This window comes from Bacteroides cellulosilyticus (genome assembly GCF_020091405.1).
In the GTDB taxonomy this organism is placed as follows: domain Bacteria; phylum Bacteroidota; class Bacteroidia; order Bacteroidales; family Bacteroidaceae; genus Bacteroides.
In genome coordinates, this window is the sequence record NZ_CP081903.1 from 4,011,998 (window position 1) to 4,031,798 (window position 19,801).

Genomic DNA, 19,801 nt, shown 5'->3' on the forward strand with positions numbered 1-19,801 from the left:
GCTATTTTAAATGTATATATTTGTGTATCCTTCTGTCTGTCTTGTTATTACATGTTTTTACTGCTGTGTTTTCATTCACACAGGCGTCCGGACGAAAACAACGCATTCTCAGCCGTTCAAATATGCAAAGTGTCAATTAGTCAGTAGTATCGGTACACGATAAATCAGATGAAAGTGCTATTCCCGCTTATTTATTCTGAGATGTAGGGGGAATGGAAGAATAAGTTGATGTTAAATATACAGGAATAGATTGCGGAAGTTAATTATATAGTTAACTTTACGGTAAAATAAAACAGTAATGGAATATATCCGAAAAATAAAGGTGTTCAAAACATACTATAAAGAGTTCTATTTGGCACAAACACCTGAAGTAAGAACAAAAATTGATTATGTTATTGAGCTTATTAAGCAATTAGATAGAGTACCTAAAAGCTATTTTAAACAGATAGAAGGGCAGAAAGGCACACCGGAACGCAATGATTTTGAGCGGGGCGCAGAGGCTTTTATTCTTGCAGAACGTCTGAAAGAAGAACGTCTGAAAGCCGGTCTTACCCAGGAACAACTTGCAGCGAAAATAGGTACAAAGAAAACCTATATCTCACGTATTGAGAATGGAAAAGCAGATGTACAACTCTCCACTCTCTTCCGCATTTTCGAAGGGTTGGGGAAAAGGGTCAGTCTGACTATTCTTTAAAGAAAGTCTTTTTAACCACAGATTTTCCAGATTTGCACAGATTATCTATCTTGATAATCAATTATTTAATTTTAATCTGTGTCAATCCGTGTAATCTGTGGTGAGTTTTGACTCCTTCATCTTTAATGCACTCTCTTTCCTTTTAAGTTAAATTCGTTTTTATCGCCTGTTTTTTCGTTTTGCTTCTTTTGCCGCTGCTGCGTCTCGATAATTTTGTTTTTCTTTGCAGAAAAGAAGAAAAAATATATGTCCTCATTTGATACCTACATAAGCCGTAAACTGCCGCTGGTCAGCCTGATTAGTGCGGTTTTCATTATATATCCCAACATAGCCTGCCTCCCTTGGGATATAAAATTCTGGGGAGTTTGTGCGGGCTTTTATTGGTATTTTGCCTACCGTTTCTTTTTCTTCTGGGGACTGATTAGTCTGTTGATACGCTATAATCTGCGTCGGTTACCGGATGCACAGTTTAAGGAACGCTTTGCCCGCAACTTCGGCTATTCGTTGCTTGCCTACGCGGGGTTTGCATTCGTTTCCTACTGGATTGCCTCGTATGGCATCCGCACCGACTTTCTGGGCAGCACCTTGCTTTCCCAATTCTTCATCCTGTGCTCCCTCTGCACGCTTATCGGCCACATCTCCATGCTCTATTCCAAACAACGGGAGAAGGAACACGAGATTGAGCGCCTGCGCATAGAGAACCTGCAAAGCCGTTGTGATGCATTGGCCAACCAGATAAACCCGCATTTCTTTTTTAACTCACTGAACGGAGTGCAATCGCTCATCCGCAAGAAAGATGACGAGAAAACACTGATGTACGTGCATGAGTTGTCTGACATCTTCCGCTACATTCTTCAGAGTGATAAGAAAGGGCTCGTCACGCTGAGGGAGGAATTGGAATTCATCCAGTCTTTCCGCTACGTGATGGAAGTGCGCTTTGCCAATAAGCTGGTGTTCTCCATCCGGGTAGATGAGGCTGTGCAGGATGAACTGACATTGCCGGTACTTTCATTGCTCCCACTGGTGGAGAACGTGACCGTTCATAATATGATAGACAGTGAACATAAGATGGAAATATCTATCCGGCTGAATGAACAGAATGAGTTGGTGGTGTCCAATCCTGTTTACCCCAAACTCTCTCCGCCCGATACCAACGGAACCGGATTGAAGAATCTGGAAAGCCGTTTCGCTTTGCTGATGAACAAGCAAATTCGGGTGGAGTGCGATGAAGAAACATTCCGGGTTTATCTCCCTTTAAAATAAAAATAGAATCAATATCAAAACAAAAGAGTAGCGATATGAGAGTGCTTATTGTAGAAGACGAGACTGCCGCTTATGAGAATCTGGTAGATATTCTCAAGGAAGTCTCCTATGATATTCAGATTTCCGGTAATACGGAAAGTGTGACCCAGACTATCCATTGGCTGCAATCCAATCCGGCTCCGGATTTGATATTCATGGATATACATTTGTCGGACGGCTCGGCATTTACCATCTTCGATAAAATGGAACTGGAAACCCCCATTGTTTTTACGACGGCATACGACCGTTATGCGATAGAAGCTTTTAAGGTGAATAGTGTGGACTACCTGCTGAAACCGGTGAAGGTGGAGGATGTGAAGCATGCACTGGATAAATATAGCAAGCTGACTCATCAGGATATTCTGCAATACTTGTCTCAGTTGAACCTGTTGGCACCGGCGCCCAGATATAAAGACAAGCTATTGATTCCCTATAAAGATAAATTGCTGCCTGTCAGTCTGAGGGATGTTTCGTGTTTTTATACGGCGGATAAGAATACGTGTGTGTATCTGAAAAATGGGACCCTGTATCCGTACTCCAAGACGTTGGAACAGATAATGTCCTCTCTGAATCCCGCCGACTTTATCCGGGCGAATAAGCAATTCATCATAGCCAAGAACAGCGTGACGGATATAACAATCTGGTTCGATAGCCGCCTGTTGGTGACGCTCGACGTGGAGGTTCCCGAGCGTGTCTATATCAGTAAGAATAAGGCGTCGGAGTTCAAGTCGTGGTTGGTGAGTAATAACGGTTAGGTTACAGGACGTTAATCAGTAATTTAGGTATATACTACTGTAATTTGTCTACGGTTTCTGTAGGCGACAGTCCCTATATTTGCAATCGAAAACTATTATAGAATAAAAAGAGTGTTTTTAAAGATGAAAAAAGAGAGAACGATACTTGCATTATGTACAGGCTGCCTGATAAGTGCGGCAAGCCTGCAAGCACAAACCGGCAAGGACAGCACACAGGTAGCGAGAAGCTACGCTATTAATGAAGTGGTGGTGACGGGCACACGCAGCGAAACGGATGTACGCCATCTGCCCATGACCGTATCAGTGGTGGGACGTCCGCAACTTGAAGCGAGCCAACAGGCTTCCGTGCTTCCGGTACTGAACTCCCAGGTGCCCGGTTTCTTCTCCACTTCACGCGGTGTGATGGGGTATGGTGTAGCTACAGGTGCATCAGGACAGATGTCGCTGCGTGGAATCGGAGGTCCTGCACAGGCGGGGTTGCCCACTACCGGACTGTTGGTTTTGATTGACGGACATCCTCAATATATGGGTTTGATGGGACATCCCATTGCCGATGCTTACCAAACGATGATGGCGGAGCGAGTAGAAGTGCTTCGTGGCCCGGCATCAGTGCTTTACGGTTCCAATGCCATGGGGGGCGTCATCAACATCGTCACCCGCAAGATGCAGGAAGACGGTGTGAATACAAGCATTAACATCGGTGCCGGCTCTTATGGAACCTTGCAGACCGAAGCAACCAACCGCATCAGGAAAGGACGTTTCAGCAGTACGGTGACGGCTTCTTATAATCGCACGGACGGGCATCGGGCCGATATGGGCTTTGAACAATATGGCGGTTATGCCAAGTTGGGTTATGACTTTACGGACAACTGGAAGCTGTGGGGAGATGTGAATATCACTCATTTCAATGCCATCAATCCGGGGGCGGTAAGTCGCCCTTATATCGACAACGACCAGCGCATCACTCGCGGTATGACCTCTTTTGCTCTGGAGAATCATTACGAAAAGACCTCGGGAGCATTGAGTTTCTTCTATAACTGGGGAGACCACTGGATAAACGACGGCTACCAGCCCGGCGGAAAACCGCTTGACTACCGCTTCAACTCCAACGACCAGATGCTCGGTGTATCATGGTATCAGAGCTTGCAACTTTTCAAAGGGAACCGGGTGACTGTAGGAGCCGATTATTTTCATTTCGGCGGTGAAGCATGGAACAAATTCTCTGACGGACATCGTGAAACTTCGGCGGATAAATCCCTGAATGAAGTAGCCGGATATGTAGACTTCCGGCAGGACATCGTCACCTGGCTCACACTGAATGCCGGTGCACGCGTAGACCATCATTCGCAGACAGGGACGGAGTTTATTCCACAAGTCGGTCTGGCCTTCCACCTCCCGAAAGATGCGGAAATCAAGGCAATGGCAAGTAAGGGATTTCGCAATCCCACCATTCGCGAAATGTATATGTTCCCTCCGCAAAATCCGGATTTGAAGCCCGAGAAACTATGGAATTATGAACTTTCCTTCTCGCAGCGCCTTATGGAAAACCGTTTGTCATACGGCGTAAATGTGTTCTATATCAATGGTGAAAACCTGATTCTGCGTCTTCCCAATCCGGCCGGAAGCGGTATGCTGAACCAGAATTCCGGTGAGATTGAGAACTGGGGAGCGGAAGCGAATATAGGATACCGGTTCAATTCAACATGGGGTGTCACGGCAAATTATAGCTGGCTTCATATGGAGAATCCTGTGCTGGCATCTCCCGAACATAAACTTTACGGAGGCGTGAACTTCAGGAAAGGACGTTGGAGCGCATCTACGGGCATCCAATATGTGAAAGGACTTTATACCGACCTGGATGCGGAAACCAAGGAAAACTTTGTGCTGTGGGATATGCAGGGGAGCTTCAAAGCGACCCATTACCTGTCGTTCTATGTGCGTGGCGAGAACCTGCTGGCACAACGTTACGAAATAATAGTCGGCTATCCTATGCCGAAAGCTACTTTTATGGGTGGAGTAAACATCAAATTTTAATAAGTATATAGATTATGAAAACAACAACTATCAGACTTTATTCTCTGGATTACGGCAATGTGAAAACGTATTTTGCCGCTGCTCTTTTCATTCTGGGCAACTTGGCTCTGCCACAACTTTGCCATCTTATCCCGCAAGGCGGCCTCACGCTGCTTCCCATTTATTTCTTTACGCTTATCGCAGCTTATAAATATGGTTGGAAAGTAGGGTTACTGACTGCTGTCTTTTCTCCGGTTTTGAATCATCTGCTTTTCGGTATGCCTGCTGCGGGCATGCTTCCGGCTATACTACTGAAATCGGCCTTGCTGGCGGTGGCTGCCGGATATATTGCCAATCGTTCTAAACATGTCTCTGTCCCGATGCTGGCATTGGTGGTTCTAGCTTATCAGCTTGCGGGCACACTGGGCGAGTGGGCCATGCTGGGTAACTTCACTCTTGCCTTTCAGGATTTCCGTATTGGTATTCCGGGAATGCTATTGCAAGTTTTCGGCGGTTATCTGTTCATTAAGTATTTGGTTTATAAATGATGTTCCATAAAATAGAAGTATGTTACGAAAAATCAGACTAACGGTTGCCATTTTCTTCTTTGTGCTGATTACGCTGCTGTTCCTCGACTTCACGGGGAAACTGCATGGTTGGTTCGACTGGATGGCTAAAATTCAATTCTTGCCTGCGTTGTTAGCCTTGAATGTAGGGGTTGTGATAGCCCTGATTGTGCTGACGCTGCTTTTGGGCCGTGTGTATTGTTCGGTAATATGTCCGCTGGGTGTCTTTCAGGACGTGGTTTCATGGCTGGGCAAAAAGCGGAAGAAGAACCGCTACTCTTATTCGCCTGCGCTCAATTGGTTGCGCTATGGAGTATTGGGCGTGTTTATATTGGCTTTGATAGGGGGCGTCGGCTCTCTGGTGGCGCTGCTTGCACCTTACAGTTCGTATGGTCGGATTGCCTCCAATCTCTTTGCCCCGGTTTATCAGTGGGGAAATAACCTGCTTGCCTATCTGGCGGAACGTGCGGACAGCTATATGTTTTATTCCGTGGATGTGTGGATGAAGGCTGCGGGGACTTTTGCGATAGCTGCCCTGACGTTTGTCATTCTGGCTGTGTTGGCTTGGCGCAACGGACGTACATATTGTAATACGATTTGTCCGGTGGGCACGGTGCTGGGATTCCTGTCACGTTTCTCTCTACTGAAACCGGTGATTGATACCAGTAAATGCAATGGCTGTGGACTGTGTGCACGCAACTGTAAAGCAGCCTGCATCGACTCGAAGGCTCATAAAATAGACTATAGCCGTTGTGTGGCTTGCATGGATTGCATTGGAAAATGCAAGAAGGGAGCCATCCGCTATGAGCGTCCGCGTAAAGAAGCACTGCAACCGGTAGTTGCCGGAAAGGTGAATAGCGTGTCACCGGAACAGGTGGATAATGCACGCCGTGCCTTCTTCTCTGCCGGAGCCATATTTGCCACAAGCACCTTGCTGAAAGCGCAAGAGAAAAAGGTGGATGGCGGACTGGCGGTTATCGAGGATAAAAAGATTCCCAAGCGTACGACGCCTATTTTCCCGGCAGGTTCGTTGGGAGCGCGCAACTTTACGGAGCATTGTACGGCTTGCCAGCTTTGTGTGTCGGTGTGTCCTAATCAGGTATTGCGTCCTTCCGGCAATCTGATGACATTGATGCAACCGGAGATGTCTTATGAACGTGGCTATTGCCGTCCGGAATGTGCCAAGTGTGCCGAGGTATGTCCCACGGATGCTATTCATCTCACCAGTTTGGCCGATAAATCATCTATCCAGATAGGTCATGCCGTATGGATTAAGAAGAACTGCGTGCCCCTGACGGACGGGGTGAATTGTGGAAACTGTGCCCGTCATTGTCCGGCTGCTGCCATTACGATGGTGCCTTCTGATGCGAATGATGACAAGTCCCCGAAAATCCCGGCCGTCAACGTGGAGCGTTGCATCGGTTGCGGAGCCTGTGAGAATCTTTGTCCGGCACGTCCGTTCAGTGCTATTTATGTAGAAGGGCATGAGAGACATAGGGTGATATAAAGGTGGTAATGTGATAGGGTGATAAAGTGATAAATGTTAGAAGAACATATATGGAAGAAAATAATAAAAATATAAACCGCAGGGATTTCCTGAAAATAGTGGGTATCAGCGCTGCCACTACTACGGCTGCCGCCACTCTTTATAGTTGCAAGCAAAAAGACGGGGTGACGCCCGGAGGTACTGCATCTACGCCGGTGCCTACGGATAAAATGACTTACCGCACCTCTGTGGCTCAGAAAGATCGTGTTTCACTTCTCGGCTATGGCTGTATGCGCTGGCCTACTGTTCCTTCACCGGACGGGAAAGGGGATATGATTGACCAGGATGCCGTAAACGAATTGGTGGATTATGCCATCGCACACGGGGTGAATTATTTCGATACATCCCCGGTTTATGTGCAGGGATGGTCGGAGAAGTCAACAGGCATTGCGCTGAAACGTCATCCGCGTGAGAAACTGTTCATTGCTACCAAGCTCTCTAATTTCAGTAATTATAGCCGTGAGAATTCCATTGCCATGTATCGCAAGTCGTTCGAGGATTTGCAGACGGATTATATCGATTACTATCTGCTCCACTCCATCGGTGGTGGCGGAACGGAGGCTTTCAAGGCACGGTATATTGATAACGGAATGATGGAATTTCTGTTGAAAGAGCGGGAGGCGGGGCGTATCCGCAATCTGGGATTCTCTTTTCACGGTTCGGTAGATACATATGATTATGCGCTCTCCCTGCACGATGAAGTGAAATGGGATTTTGTACAGATACAGCTTAATTATGTGGATTGGAAACATGCTTCGGGACGCAATGTGAATGCGGATTATCTGTATGATGAATTGGTGAAGCGCAATATTCCGGCGGTCATTATGGAACCGCTGTTGGGAGGACGCCTCTCTAATGTGCCCACTCATATCATGACGCGTCTTAAACAACGTCGCCCGGAAGATAGTGTGGCATCGTGGGCATTCCGCTTTGCCGGTTCCCCGGAACTGGTGTTGACGGTGTTGAGTGGTATGACGTATATGGAGCATCTGCAAGATAATATCCGTACATACTCCCCGCTGATTCCTCTGACCGAGGATGATAAGGAATTTCTGGAAGAAACGGCACAGTTGATGCTGAAATATCCTACGGTGCCTTGCAATGACTGCAAATATTGCATGCCTTGTCCGTATGGTATTGACATTCCTGCCGTGCTTATCCATTATAATAAATGTGTGAATGAAGGCAATGTGCCGAAGAGCCAGCAAGATGAGAATTACAGGCAGGCGCGTCGTGCTTTCCTTGTAGGATACGACCGCAGTGTGCCACGCCTGCGCCAGGCAAGCCATTGCATCGGTTGCGACCAATGCTCGCCCCACTGTCCGCAGAGTATCAATATTCCTAAGGAACTGAGACGCATTGATGCGTTTGTGGAACAGTTGAAACAGGAAACGTTGTAAAAGTTACAAGCTACGAGCTACAAGCTACGAGTGGCTGCGCTATGTTTGTGGGCAAAAAAATCGCTCGGCTATCACGCCGAAAGGTACTCGTAGCTCGTAGCTTGTAGCTCATAAACTAATTTAGAATGAGAAAAACAAAAGTACGTATGTGGTTTGGAATAATAATAGCAGTCATTGCTGTAATATGTATTTCCGTGTTCGCCTTTATCAATCAGCCGAGCTTCGGCCGACTGCCCCAAGGTGAGCGCTTGGAGAGAATCAAACGTTCGCCCCATTATCGTGACGGTCAGTTCAGCAATCTGCACCAGACACCGGTGATGGCGTCGGATAAAGGGTTCTTTGAGGCTATGTTTTCTTTCCTGTTCCGCAAGCCGGAAGGATTGAGACCGGAGAATGCAGTTCCGACCATGAAAACGGACTTGCATAAATTGGAGCGTGATAAAGATGTACTCATCTGGTTCGGGCATTCCTCTTACTTTATCCAGATAGACGGAAAACGTATTCTGGTTGACCCTGTATTCTGCATGGCTTCCCCTGTATCCTTTGTCAACAAACCATTCAAGGGAACCGATATTTATAAACCGGAGGATATGCCGGATATTGATTATCTGGTAATCAGTCACGACCATTGGGACCACTTGGACTATCGTACTGTGAAAAGTCTGAAAGACCGGGTGGGCAAGGTGATTTGCGGATTGGGTGTCGGCGAACATCTGGAACATTGGGGATACAGAAAAGAACAGCTTGTGGAATTGGATTGGCAGGAAAATGCCGCACTGGATAACGGTTTTACCGTTCATTGTCTCCCGACACGGCATTTCTCCGGGCGTGGTCTGAAAGCCAACCAGACCTTGTGGGCGTCCTTTTTGCTGGAAACTCCGTCTCAGAAGCTATATATGGCAGGAGACGGTGGATATGATTCTCATTTTGAAGAAATCGGAAAACGCTTTCCCGATATAGACCTTGCCATTCTGGAGAACGGCCAATATAATGAAGACTGGAAGTACATCCATCTGATGCCTTCGGATATGGGAAAGGCTGCCAGAGAACTGAAAGCGAAAAGAATATTGACGGTACATCATTCCAAATATGCCCTGGCAAGGCATCCTTGGGATGAACCTCTGATGAACGAAAAGAATATGCAGAAACAAGATTCGCTGAATATGCTGGTTCCCGTGATTGGGGAGGTCGTACCTTTATAGAAGACTTTCATCTCTGTAATAAATAGTGGGTCGCTGATATTGTTGTCGTATAACGGCAATGATATCAGCGTTTTTTTTGTGACATCACCTTGTCTTTTATTCTGTTGCAAGGCCTCTGTTCACATACAGTAAAATTGGTGTTTGAAACCGTAATGCGTCTATGGATGCACTTTTATTTATCATGTAACTTTGCATCATTGAAAGTGAGTTCTGTCAATAACGAAAGTATAAACCTCAAATTAGAATCTGATATGGGAACAGATAAAGGAATCAGCCGTAGAGAAGCTTTGGCGAGAATCGGTATGATTGTCGCAGGAGTAGCCACCTCGTCAATAGGATTATCCTCTTTGTCCTCCTGCGCTGAAAAGCCGCAGAAGAAACGCATCATTTTTTATTTTACCGCTACAGGAAACTGTCTGCACGTTGCTCGCCAATTAGCGGAACCGGAAGGACAGTTATTGAGTATTCCGCAAATGGTGAGACAAAACCGGTACGAGTTCGAGGCGGATGAAATAGGTATTGTCTATCCGATATATGGCCATATGCCGCCCAATATGGTGCGGAACTTCATTAGGAAAGCTAAGCTGAAAGCAGGATATAAGTTCGCAGTCCTCACTTATGGAGCGAGAAAATGCGACGCGGTAGAGATATGGGATGGTATATCGCGCGAGGCGGGTAACCCATTTGATTATATTGCCACGCTCATTATGGTGGATAATTGGTTGCCGAACTTCGACATGAACGAACAGATTAAAATAGAGAAGCATATTCCGGAGAACTTGCAGCGAATCACCGGGGACATCTCCCGCAGGCGAGAGTGGCACGAACCGGTAAGTGAAGAGGAGCGGCAGATGCATGCAGGATTCATGACGCTTTCGGGACTTGATCCTGAAGTGGGTTTTCTCAAGAAAAGTGAACGGTATTTTGTCGTTACGGAGAATTGCATCGGTTGCGGAGCCTGTACGGATGTCTGCCCGCGTGGAAACTATGAGTTTACTTCGAATGGGATTGCCATGCAGGGAGACTGCGATTTCTGCTTCGCCTGCATTCAAAACTGTCCGCAGAAAGCTATTCAGTTCAAAAAAAATGACGAAGACCCACTGCTGGCAAAAGGCGAGCGCAATCCGAATGCCCGATACCGGAATGAGAACATTTCACTGATGGATATCAAGAGGGCCAATAGGCAATAAGTTAAGTAGACTGCGCTGTATTTTTGTTTTCAGCATATTAGTGTATCTTTGCAGATAGATTATGAAACTCTAAAAACAGAAAACAATGAAACAGGAAGTATTATTTCTCCTATTGAATGATTATGCCGATTGGGAAGGCGCGTTCCTCGCTATTTCTTTAAATACCGGGGTGATACCGGGGAGCGAAGTGAAATATACACCAAAGACAGTTGCTCCGACGCTGGATGAAGTCCGTTCCATAGGCGGATTCCGCACAGTGCCGGATTATAGTTTTCAGACTATGCCTGCCGATTATGCAGCATTGATTCTGATAGGTGGCATGCAGTGGCAATCACCCGAATCGGAATTGGTGGTGCCTATCGTGCAAGATGCTCTGCAACGTGGCAAAATAGTAGGAGCCATCTGCAATGCTTCCGCATTCATGGGTGCGCATGGCTTTCTGAACGATGTGAAGCATACCAGCAACACGCTTCCATATCTGAAAGAGTTTGCCGGTGAACGATATACCAATGAAGACGGATACCTGGAAAAACAAGCCGTCAGCGACAAGAATATTGTAACTGCCAATGGCACGGGGCATTTGGAATTTACTCGCGAACTGCTGTTGCTTTTAAAGGCTGATACTCCGGAAAAGATTGAAGCTGCTTATGATTATTATAAAAATGGCTTTGTGAAGTAGCTTTTGTCTTGTTATTATTTATATTCCTCAATCACATTGCGGAATATGTCTACTCCGACGATCTCTCTCGTTGAGATATCCGTGACCCATAGCCGATTGTTATGAACCAATAACTTCTGTCCGCCTTTGAATGTATAGCCAGGCACTGATTTGAAGGTCAGGAAGAATTTCTTCTTATCCCTGTCATAACACCGGATACTGCCATCGGCTGCTGAGATGTACATCAGATTTTTGTATAGGGCTATTCCTCGGGGATTAAATTCCAGAGGAAGCGTCTGGCTGGTAGTCATTGTGATATTGCTCCCCTTTTGGATAAGGGAAGTATCGATCACATGTATTTTCCGGTTTCCATATTGTCCGTAGTCGGCGAGAAACACCAATCCGGTCGTATCTACTGCCATCTGGTGCGGATAAAATCCGTTGTTTACATCGAAACCATCTAGGCTTCCACGTGAGTAGTAATTTATATTCTGGTATTTTTCCGCACTCACATCACTTTGCAAGGTTACTTGCAGGCCATCTTTCATGCGTACTATTATATAATCGTCTACAATAGCCATTGCATGGGTGTGAAACAACTGTGCATTTCCATGCCCCCAGTTACGGTTTCCGATTCGGGTTATAAATTTCAGTGTATGTACATCGAAAACATCAATGCATGAACCTATATTGGCGAGATAGAGTCTTCCATTGGCTACGGAAATGGCTTCTACATAGTTGTTGAATGTTTGCGTTGCATCATTGTAGGTCCATGTATTTAATGAACCTATTTTCTGACGAGCGGACAGGCTGTATAATTCCACACTGAAATGTCTGCTTTGAGTATTGGCAATGAAGAGAGTGTCACCGTATATATATGTGCAGCCGGGCATGAATTCACCGGAAACATATCCAAGCTTTTCTGCATTAATCACTTCTCCGGCTTTGTAAGAGTAGTAATAATGTATGGATGAAGGTTGTTCCGGTTCCACTTCCCGGATTATGTCTTCTATCTTTGTCTTTTCACATGAAAGCAGGCATAAACCTGCGAATAGTATATATATTATCTTCATTTCTTTCTTCTTATTTCAATTCATTTAATGGGATGCTTGTCACTGTACCTGTTTCGCGGTTTATCACAAAGAGAGTCTGGCGGGCTAGGGCTATTTTCTCCGGATTGCTAAAAGACTTTCCGTTTATGGTAGAATAGTCTTTTAAAATGCTTCCATCCTGGGGATTGATCTCTACAAGACATTCTGTCTTTTGATTTAAAGTCACAAACATACGACCGTCCCAGGAAACCACATCATAAGCTTGCGTTGGCAGCTTCAGGGTGCGGACCGGATTTAATACCTTCTGTTCACGCATGGTAGTAAGATCATAAGCATAGATTTCCTTTTTACCAATGTGGGTGGTATAAAGTATATTGTCTTTATCTATCGTCATTCCGTATGTTCCCATTACTTCACCTACATTGTTGAAACGGCAATAGTTCGGTATACGCATACAATTATCCGCTGTGACATCTTTTTCCATAAAGACGCAAACACGTCTTTTATCACGGATGAATACACAACCGTTTTTTACTAAAGTTTCGAAAGCATGTACGGTTTGATAGCTGCCTTCACCCCATTGTCCGTTTCCGATACATGTTATAAACTCCAGTGTCGTGGCATCAAAAACATCTGTCCGGCTACTCGTATTGGTTACATATATTTTGCCATGGGCGGCTGTAATTCCATTGGGTTCACCGGCAAAAGTTTCGGATGTGCCGTTGCGTGTCCAGTTCTTGATACGTCCACAATGGATTACTTGCCCGTTCTTCTCTTGGAAGACTTCTACGCTATAGTTTCCGGTAGCATTATTAACTATGTAAATGCGATCCTGATAGGCTGTAACATCTTTAGGTTTGAAGGTCGTTTCTGTAGCTTCGGGTACGTCCGACCATTTTAATGACACCGATAACGGGGTACCGTCTGCAATGTTTTCGTTGTCTTCTACCGGCTGAAAACCGAGGCCGCCGTCTATTGCATCCAGTTCCGGATCTTCTATGACGAATGAGGAACCTACATATTTAGAACTGCCGTATAGGGTGGTCGCATTTTTGCGGGTATGCATAAAACGCCGTGAATAAACAGGGAGACGTTTCTCCTGACCTAACTTCAGATAGACAGCACGTCCCAGGGTAATCCATCCGGGCCCTGTCTGTTCATAGGTCATGTTACCGTCGTGTCCGTATCCGAGGCAATGCCCTATTTCGTGGAAGACGGTATGTATGTTGTATTCATCATCGGGATAATGCTGTAGAAAGCACCATTCTGCCAAACCTAAAGTGCTACCTCCACCCAAACCGTTTACACCACTGACGTGCCCGAGAAGGTATGCGCTGTGGTTTAGTACTTTCTGTTTCAATTGATCGACATTGATGACTGTTTTATTGTTGTCGCTATGTAGCTTTCCTCTGTATTTCTCCAGCTCGTCTGCGAATTCCTGTGAAGAGAATGCGTATGCCAGATTTAACATTAGAGCCACGCCCTCCCGACAATGGGCGGGACGTATCGGATAAGCCCAGCTTCCTTGACGGCTATAGGCAGAGAAAGAAATTTTGTATTGAGGTATTACACCGGTCATTTTCTTATAAAGCGAATCTTCACAGTCGATACGTAAAGTTAGATCTGCCGCACTGATATGGGGATTAGCTTTGATCACGATTGTTTTTCCGGAAGCAGTCGTATATTCCTTGTCTCCGGAAATCATGGGGAGTGCTTTATGAAATTCAATGAAGCCGGGTACCGTTTCAAAATCAGCCAACAGAAATTCTTCATCGTAACCGACAATGCTTGCCCAAACTTTCACATCCTTAATCGGGCGGGGGCAGAAAAAGCGAACGAACAGTTCCTGCTTTTCATTGATAGACACTTGTAGCGGAGCATTGACACGGAAACTTCTTTGGTTGGCATCGAACAGAATATCTTCTGATTCCCCATCCTGTAACATTAACATGGAAACTTCCGGAGTGTAATCTTCCGCCTTGACTTTTATGACTCCTTGTGCACGTTCTTCGGGAACAGGAGGATCAATATAATTAATGATTGTCTCTTCAGAACAACTGGACAAGAGACTGAGAATGATTAATAAAACAGCTAGTTTAATATTTGTCATCATGTATGTGTTTTTTATGAGGCGGCAAAGATAGTTATTTATCCGTAATCTAAGAATAAGACTTGCTCAGTTTAATACTTAGTTGGCTTTTTGAATCTATAATTTGCCGGGATTTGATGCAAACGATAGGGTATATTGGGTCGTATTCCTTTTTTATGTTAAAACAAAAGATTCCATTAAACTTTTTGCTTTTCCTGTTGTCTTATAAACATCAAGATTCAATAGGTATAAATAAAATATAGTATGGTATTAGTTTTATGAAGCGGGCGGAACATCATTCGCCCGTTTTTTATTTCTTTTGCTTTTCCCTTGCATTTTTGCCTCCCTTTTTGTTCCTTTGTTCCCGTTAATTGTAAACAAATGGTAGAATGAGAAACGTATTTTACTTCTGGATATGTATAGCGATGTGGCTGTTGTCAGCTTGTTCTTCTCAGAAAAAAGAGGATAGGGGAGATATACAGGTACTGATGAAAGACAGTGTGGATGCCAATGGTTTGCAACGTATGCAGATATCTGATAGTAAGACCAGTTTTACTTATAAAGGTAAGGAGTATCAATCGAGCGTGGTTCGCAGACCGGATGACAGTTTACCTGTTGTGATTAATGAACAAGGAGATAAATTTGTTGATAACAGCATCACCCTGCGTATAACTTCCGGCGGCAAGTCTATTGTTGACAAGGTGTTTACAAAAGAGAGTTTTGCTTCGTTGGTGGATGCAAAGTTCATGAAGCATTCTATTCTTGAGGGACTGGTGTATGATAAGACCACACCTCAGGGGATCGTTTATGCGGCAAGTCTGTGCTATCCGCAGTCCGACCTTTACATTCCGCTATCGATCACTGTGTCTGCCGATGGCAGAATATCCTTGGCGAAAGAAGAATTGCTGGAAGATTTGCACGAAACAGACAGCATCTGATCAAAGATTCCAGATTGTTTCCTAATTTATGAGTTTCCTTTGCCGGTATGAAAATCCTGATTGTAGAAGATGAACCGGATTTGCGGGAAACGATCCGCATTTCCCTTGTAAAAGAGCATTTCGTAGTGGAAACTGCTGCCGATTATTTTTCGGCACTGGATAAAGTGAATGACTACGATTATGACTGTATCCTGCTGGACATTATGTTGCCCGGTGGAAGCGGTCTGGATTTGTTGCGTGAACTCAAACACCTGCATCGTAGTGACAGTGTGTTGATTATTTCTGCCAAGGATTCTTTGGATGATAAGGTCGAAGGGCTGGAACTGGGCGCCGATGACTATCTTACGAAGCCTTTTCATTTGGCCGAACTCAATGCGCGGGTGAAGTCTGTTATTCGCCGCCGGCAAGCAAAGGGTGATGTTTCCATTACAATGGGAAATCTGTTGCTGTATCCTGACAAGCGTCAGGTAGAAGTAGGAGGAGTGCCTTTGCAACTGAACCGGAAAGAATTCGATCTGCTTTATTATTTTATAGTCAATCCTGATCGCGTTATTAATAAAATGAGTCTTGCGGAGTCTGTGTGGGGAGATAATATCGACCAGGTAGATTCATTGGATTTCATTTACTCACAAGTGAAAAATCTTCGTCGTAAACTGAAACAGGCTGGAGCTACCGTGGAACTGAAGGCGGTATATGGTTTTGGCTATAAACTCTCTGAAGTATGAAATTGCTTCATTATACCTACCGGAAACTCTCGTTGCTACTATTGCTGTTGATGGCGGTATGGGGTGTATTGTTTTATTATGCCATTATTGACGAAGTGATGGATGAAACGGATGATACGCTTGAGAATTATAGTGAGATATTAATCAATAATGCCTTGATGGACCCGTCTATTCTTGATACGGAGGGGACATTGATGTCTTTCTACAAATTCCGGCCTATATCCGAAGAAGAAGCTGAGGACTATGATGAAGAGTTTTATGACTCTACTGTCTATATAGAAAGCGAAGATGAAGATGAACCGGTGAGGGTACTAAAGACTGCTTTCCGTATGCCGGACGGGCAGTTTTATGAGCTGGAACTGATGATTTCCATCTTGGAGCGCGATGATATGGTGGAGGCTATCCTATGGTATTTGGGCGCGCTGTTTCTGCTGTTTTTAATTTGCACATCCATTGGGACACGACTGATACTGCAAAGTGTATTCCGCCCGTTGCATCGCCTGCTGAACTGGCTGCAACAAATTCAGCCGGGCAAGGAGCTTCCGGTGTTGGACAACCCGACGAAGATACGGGAATTTCAGCAGTTGGGTGATGCGGCTGTGGATATGGGAAACCGTAGTTATAAGGCGTATGAGGAACAGAAGCAGTTTATAGAAAATGCTTCGCATGAGTTGCAGACGCCGCTTGCCATTGTTCGTGGCAAGATAGAGTTGCTTGCGGAGAATGAGTCGATGACGGAAGAACAGTTGAAAGAACTGGATGAAATATATACTACATTGGGCAGAGCTGTCAGACTGAATAAATCTTTGTTGCTGCTTTCCCGTATTGAAAACGGACAATATACCGAAACGGAAGATGTTTCTGTAGATGAAGTCTTGGATGAACTATTGCCTGATTTGATGGATATATATGAGGGCAAGAAAATACATCTGGTACGTACGAAAGAGGCGGAACCTTTCGTGATTCGCTGCAACCTTTCACTGGCACAGATCTTGGTTTCTAATTTGGTGAAAAACTCTTTGGTGCATAATCGTGAAGGCGGTGAACTGTATATAGCGACTACGCCTTCTTCTCTTACTATCATGAACAGTGGTGAACATCCGTTGGATGGAGAAAAGTTGTTCCGGCGTTTCTATCGCAGTATTGACGGGAAGAAGGATTCTACCGGTTTGGGGCTTGCCATTGCCCGTTCCATTGCTTTGTCCGCCTCTCTCAGTCTGACTTATAAGTGGCAGGAAGGAATGCATCTGTTCTTGCTTGTTAAAGAATCTCAAAAGAAAAGCTAAAGGCGAATATTCCCAAATCTTTCCCGATTCAGTATCGTTATTTGCAGTGTGAATAAAAACAGGAAATAAATTAGTAACACTTAAAAACAATAACGATTATGAAGAAGATTTTATCTATTCTCGTATTGGCTATCGTAGCCGTTCAGTTCGCTTTTGCCGGTGATGTGATTACCAAAGACGTAAAGGAACTTCCATTGACTGCGCGTAACTTTATCAATCAGTATTTCAGTAAACCGCAGATTTCATACATCAAGATAGACAGTGAGTTCCTGTCCAAGAAGTATGAAGTGACACTGACTGATCGCACGGAGATTGACTTCGACAAGAAAGGTAATTGGACGGAAGTAGACTGTAAAAAGAATGCTGTGCCTGCCGCCCTTATCCCAGCTTCTGTAAAAGATTACGTAAAGGCTAATTTCCCTAATGAAATTATCACTAAGATAGAGCGTAAAAGTACGGGGATTGAGGTGGAACTTGCCAATGATTTCTCTTTGAAATTCAATAAGAAAGGACAGTTTGTCAGTTTGGATGACTAATGGAGGGAGAAGATGATGAAAACAAGATTCTTGATGTTAGCGATGATGATGTGCATGACCGCATTGACATTCAGTGCATGCAGTGATGATGATGACGATGATAAGAGTATTGATGTGCCGGAGGCTGTAACACAGGCTTTGAAACAGAAATATCCAAGTGCTACGGACGTAGACTGGAAGCAGAAAAGCTCATATTTTGTAGCCGATTGCTGGCTGGACGGGAAAGATTCCGATATATGGTTTGATGCCAATGGAAACTGGTGGATGACAGAATCGGAAATATACTGGAATGATGTTCCCGGAGTTGTCCAGACTGCATTTAATAATAGCGAATATGCAAACTGGGTACAAGATGATTATTATTTCTTGCTGTATCCGTTGCAACCCATGCAATATGTGATTGAAGTGAAGCAGGGGAATCAGAAGTATCAGTTATTCTATTCGGAAGATGGAGGGCTGATGAATACTGTGAATGTAACGGGAAAGGATGATACGATTTATCCACCGGAAGAGTGAGAAAGTTACAAGCTACAAGCTACGAGTTACAAGTTGCTGCGCTATGTCAGTCTTTAAACTACTAAACACTATCAAGCCGCAAGGACTTGTAGCTCGTAGCTTGTAGCTTGTAACTCTCTCACATCGGTCGATAATCTTTTGCCAATCCCCCTTCGCTGGTTTCTTTATAGAGTGAAGGCAGGTCGTTTCCGGTTTCTTTCATTACTTCTACAACCTTATCGAAAGATACACGGTGCATTCCATCGGTGAATGAGGAATAAAGGTTGGCATCCAGTGCACGGGCGGCGGCGTATGCATTTCGTTCGATACAGGGAATCTGTACTAATCCGCATACCGGGTCACAGGTCATTCCCAGATGATGCTCTAATCCCATTTCAGCTGCATATTCTATTTGAGCCGGACTGCCACCGAATAATTGATTGGCAGCGGCTGAGGCCATAGCACAAGCTACACCCACTTCTCCCTGACATCCAACTTCCGCTCCCGAGATGGATGCGTTTGTCTTTACAATGTTTCCTACAAGACCGGCTGTGGCAAGTGCGCGGAGGATGCGGATATCGCTGAAATCGCGGCTCTTTGCCAAATGATATAACACTGCCGGCATCACACCGCAGGAACCGCAGGTAGGTGCAGTAACTATGGTTCCGCCTGAAGCGTTCTCTTCACTTACGGCAAGGGCATAGGCAAATACCAGTCCGCGGGATTGCAGGGATTGTTTGTATCCGCTGGCGCGTATATAATAAGTAGAGGCTTTGCGACGCAGGTTCAATGGACCGGGCAATACACCTTCCTGTTCCAGTCCGCGGCGAACGGCTGCTTGCATGGTTTTCCAAACTTCTTGCAAGTAATCCCAGATATCTTCTTCCTCACATTCCTTGACGTATTCCCAATAACTTTTTCCGGTTTTTTCGCACCATTGCAGAATCTCAGTCATGTGGTTCATAGAGTAGATATCAGGAGTGTTGACGGAAGATGCACCATCGTTTTCTTCGGCTAAAGCACCACCGCCCACGCTGAATACTGTCCATGAATCTGTTTCATTGCCTGTTGCATCTACAGAAACGAACTTCATCCCGTTGGGATGAAAAGGGAGGAATATTTTCGGTTCCCAGATGATTTCTACCGGAGCGGCGGGTTGCAGAGTGTCGGTAATGGCTATATTGGTCATATGCCCTTTACCGGTGGCGGCAAGACTACCGTATAAAGTAACTTTAAATGAGGAGGCTTCCGGATGTTTTTCCAGAAATAGCTCGGCAGCTTTGCGAGGGCCCATTGTATGGCTGCTTGATGGCCCTGTACCGATACGGTAGAGTTCTTTGATTGATTTCATACT

General features: G+C 45.0%; 18 protein-coding genes. 15 read left to right on the plus strand and 3 right to left on the minus strand.

The window, feature by feature from the left end:
* Positions 1-298 precede the first annotated feature (298 nt).
* The 10 genes from K6V21_RS14830 (at position 299) to K6V21_RS14875 (ending at position 11,347) form a co-directional block, all read left to right on the plus strand.
* Positions 299-694 (plus strand): helix-turn-helix domain-containing protein, encoded by a 396-nt coding sequence (locus K6V21_RS14830; protein WP_224319086.1) that lies wholly within the window; start codon positions 299-301, stop codon positions 692-694.
* A 246-nt stretch (positions 695-940) separates the two neighbouring features.
* The gene (locus K6V21_RS14835; protein ID WP_224319087.1) at positions 941-1,957 is read left to right on the plus strand and encodes a sensor histidine kinase; all 1,017 of its coding nucleotides are present in this window, start codon (positions 941-943) and stop codon (positions 1,955-1,957) included.
* A gap of 35 nt (positions 1,958-1,992) precedes the next feature.
* Positions 1,993-2,751 carry a LytR/AlgR family response regulator transcription factor gene (locus K6V21_RS14840; protein ID WP_217713835.1) on the plus strand — a complete coding sequence of 253 codons (759 nt, stop codon included), beginning with the start codon at positions 1,993-1,995 and terminating at the stop codon, positions 2,749-2,751.
* 123 nt (positions 2,752-2,874) lie between these two features.
* The gene (locus tag K6V21_RS14845) at positions 2,875-4,785 is read left to right on the plus strand and encodes a TonB-dependent receptor plug domain-containing protein (protein WP_224319088.1); all 1,911 of its coding nucleotides are present in this window, start codon (positions 2,875-2,877) and stop codon (positions 4,783-4,785) included.
* A gap of 14 nt (positions 4,786-4,799) precedes the next feature.
* Entirely contained in the window at positions 4,800-5,312 is a 513-nt protein-coding gene (locus K6V21_RS14850) for an ECF transporter S component (RefSeq protein WP_224319089.1), read from the plus strand.
* Between the two features lie 19 nt (positions 5,313-5,331).
* Positions 5,332-6,837, plus strand: coding sequence for a 4Fe-4S binding protein (locus tag K6V21_RS14855; protein WP_224319090.1), 1,506 nt, complete (start codon positions 5,332-5,334; stop codon positions 6,835-6,837).
* 50 nt (positions 6,838-6,887) lie between these two features.
* A complete protein-coding gene (locus K6V21_RS14860; protein ID WP_217713831.1) occupies positions 6,888-8,276 on the plus strand; it encodes an aldo/keto reductase in 1,389 nt (462 codons plus the stop codon).
* Positions 8,277-8,401: 125 nt separating this feature from the next.
* Entirely contained in the window at positions 8,402-9,478 is a 1,077-nt protein-coding gene (locus tag K6V21_RS14865; RefSeq protein ID WP_309493826.1) for an MBL fold metallo-hydrolase, read from the plus strand.
* A gap of 251 nt (positions 9,479-9,729) precedes the next feature.
* Positions 9,730-10,668, plus strand: a complete 939-nt coding sequence (locus tag K6V21_RS14870; protein ID WP_224319091.1) for an EFR1 family ferrodoxin — start codon at positions 9,730-9,732, stop codon at positions 10,666-10,668.
* A gap of 85 nt (positions 10,669-10,753) precedes the next feature.
* A complete protein-coding gene (locus K6V21_RS14875; protein WP_217713829.1) occupies positions 10,754-11,347 on the plus strand; it encodes a type 1 glutamine amidotransferase family protein in 594 nt (197 codons plus the stop codon).
* Positions 11,348-11,361: 14 nt separating this feature from the next.
* On the opposite strand, the gene K6V21_RS14880 is transcribed toward K6V21_RS14875, so the two are convergent.
* Positions 11,362-12,399 carry a hypothetical protein gene (locus K6V21_RS14880; protein WP_224319092.1) on the minus strand — a complete coding sequence of 346 codons (1,038 nt, stop codon included), beginning with the start codon at positions 12,397-12,399 and terminating at the stop codon, positions 11,362-11,364.
* A 10-nt stretch (positions 12,400-12,409) separates the two neighbouring features.
* Complete coding sequence (locus K6V21_RS14885) at positions 12,410-14,491, minus strand: hypothetical protein (RefSeq protein WP_224319093.1); 2,082 nt, start codon at positions 14,489-14,491, stop codon at positions 12,410-12,412.
* A gap of 365 nt (positions 14,492-14,856) precedes the next feature.
* Here K6V21_RS14885 and K6V21_RS14890 point away from each other — a divergent pair, with 365 nt between their 5' ends.
* The 5 genes from K6V21_RS14890 to K6V21_RS14910 all read left to right on the plus strand — a co-directional run bounded on the left by K6V21_RS14890 (position 14,857) and on the right by K6V21_RS14910 (position 18,468).
* Entirely contained in the window at positions 14,857-15,405 is a 549-nt protein-coding gene (locus K6V21_RS14890; RefSeq protein WP_224319094.1) for a DUF4738 domain-containing protein, read from the plus strand.
* 47 nt (positions 15,406-15,452) lie between these two features.
* Positions 15,453-16,130 carry a response regulator transcription factor gene (locus K6V21_RS14895; RefSeq protein ID WP_224319095.1) on the plus strand — a complete coding sequence of 226 codons (678 nt, stop codon included), beginning with the start codon at positions 15,453-15,455 and terminating at the stop codon, positions 16,128-16,130.
* Positions 16,127-17,416: a sensor histidine kinase gene (locus K6V21_RS14900; protein ID WP_224319096.1), complete on the plus strand. Its 1,290-nt coding sequence runs from the start codon at positions 16,127-16,129 to the stop codon at positions 17,414-17,416. The genes K6V21_RS14895 and K6V21_RS14900 overlap by 4 nt, the downstream gene beginning before the upstream one ends.
* A gap of 98 nt (positions 17,417-17,514) precedes the next feature.
* Complete coding sequence (locus K6V21_RS14905) at positions 17,515-17,952, plus strand: PepSY-like domain-containing protein (protein WP_217713824.1); 438 nt, start codon at positions 17,515-17,517, stop codon at positions 17,950-17,952.
* A gap of 12 nt (positions 17,953-17,964) precedes the next feature.
* On the plus strand, positions 17,965-18,468 hold the full coding sequence (locus K6V21_RS14910) for a PepSY-like domain-containing protein (RefSeq protein ID WP_217713823.1): 504 nt from the start codon (positions 17,965-17,967) through the stop codon (positions 18,466-18,468).
* 118 nt (positions 18,469-18,586) lie between these two features.
* Here K6V21_RS14910 and K6V21_RS14915 read toward each other — a convergent pair whose 3' ends face one another.
* The gene (locus tag K6V21_RS14915) at positions 18,587-19,798 is read right to left on the minus strand and encodes an L-serine ammonia-lyase (RefSeq protein ID WP_217713822.1); all 1,212 of its coding nucleotides are present in this window, start codon (positions 19,796-19,798) and stop codon (positions 18,587-18,589) included.
* Between the last annotated feature and the right edge of the window lie 3 nt (positions 19,799-19,801).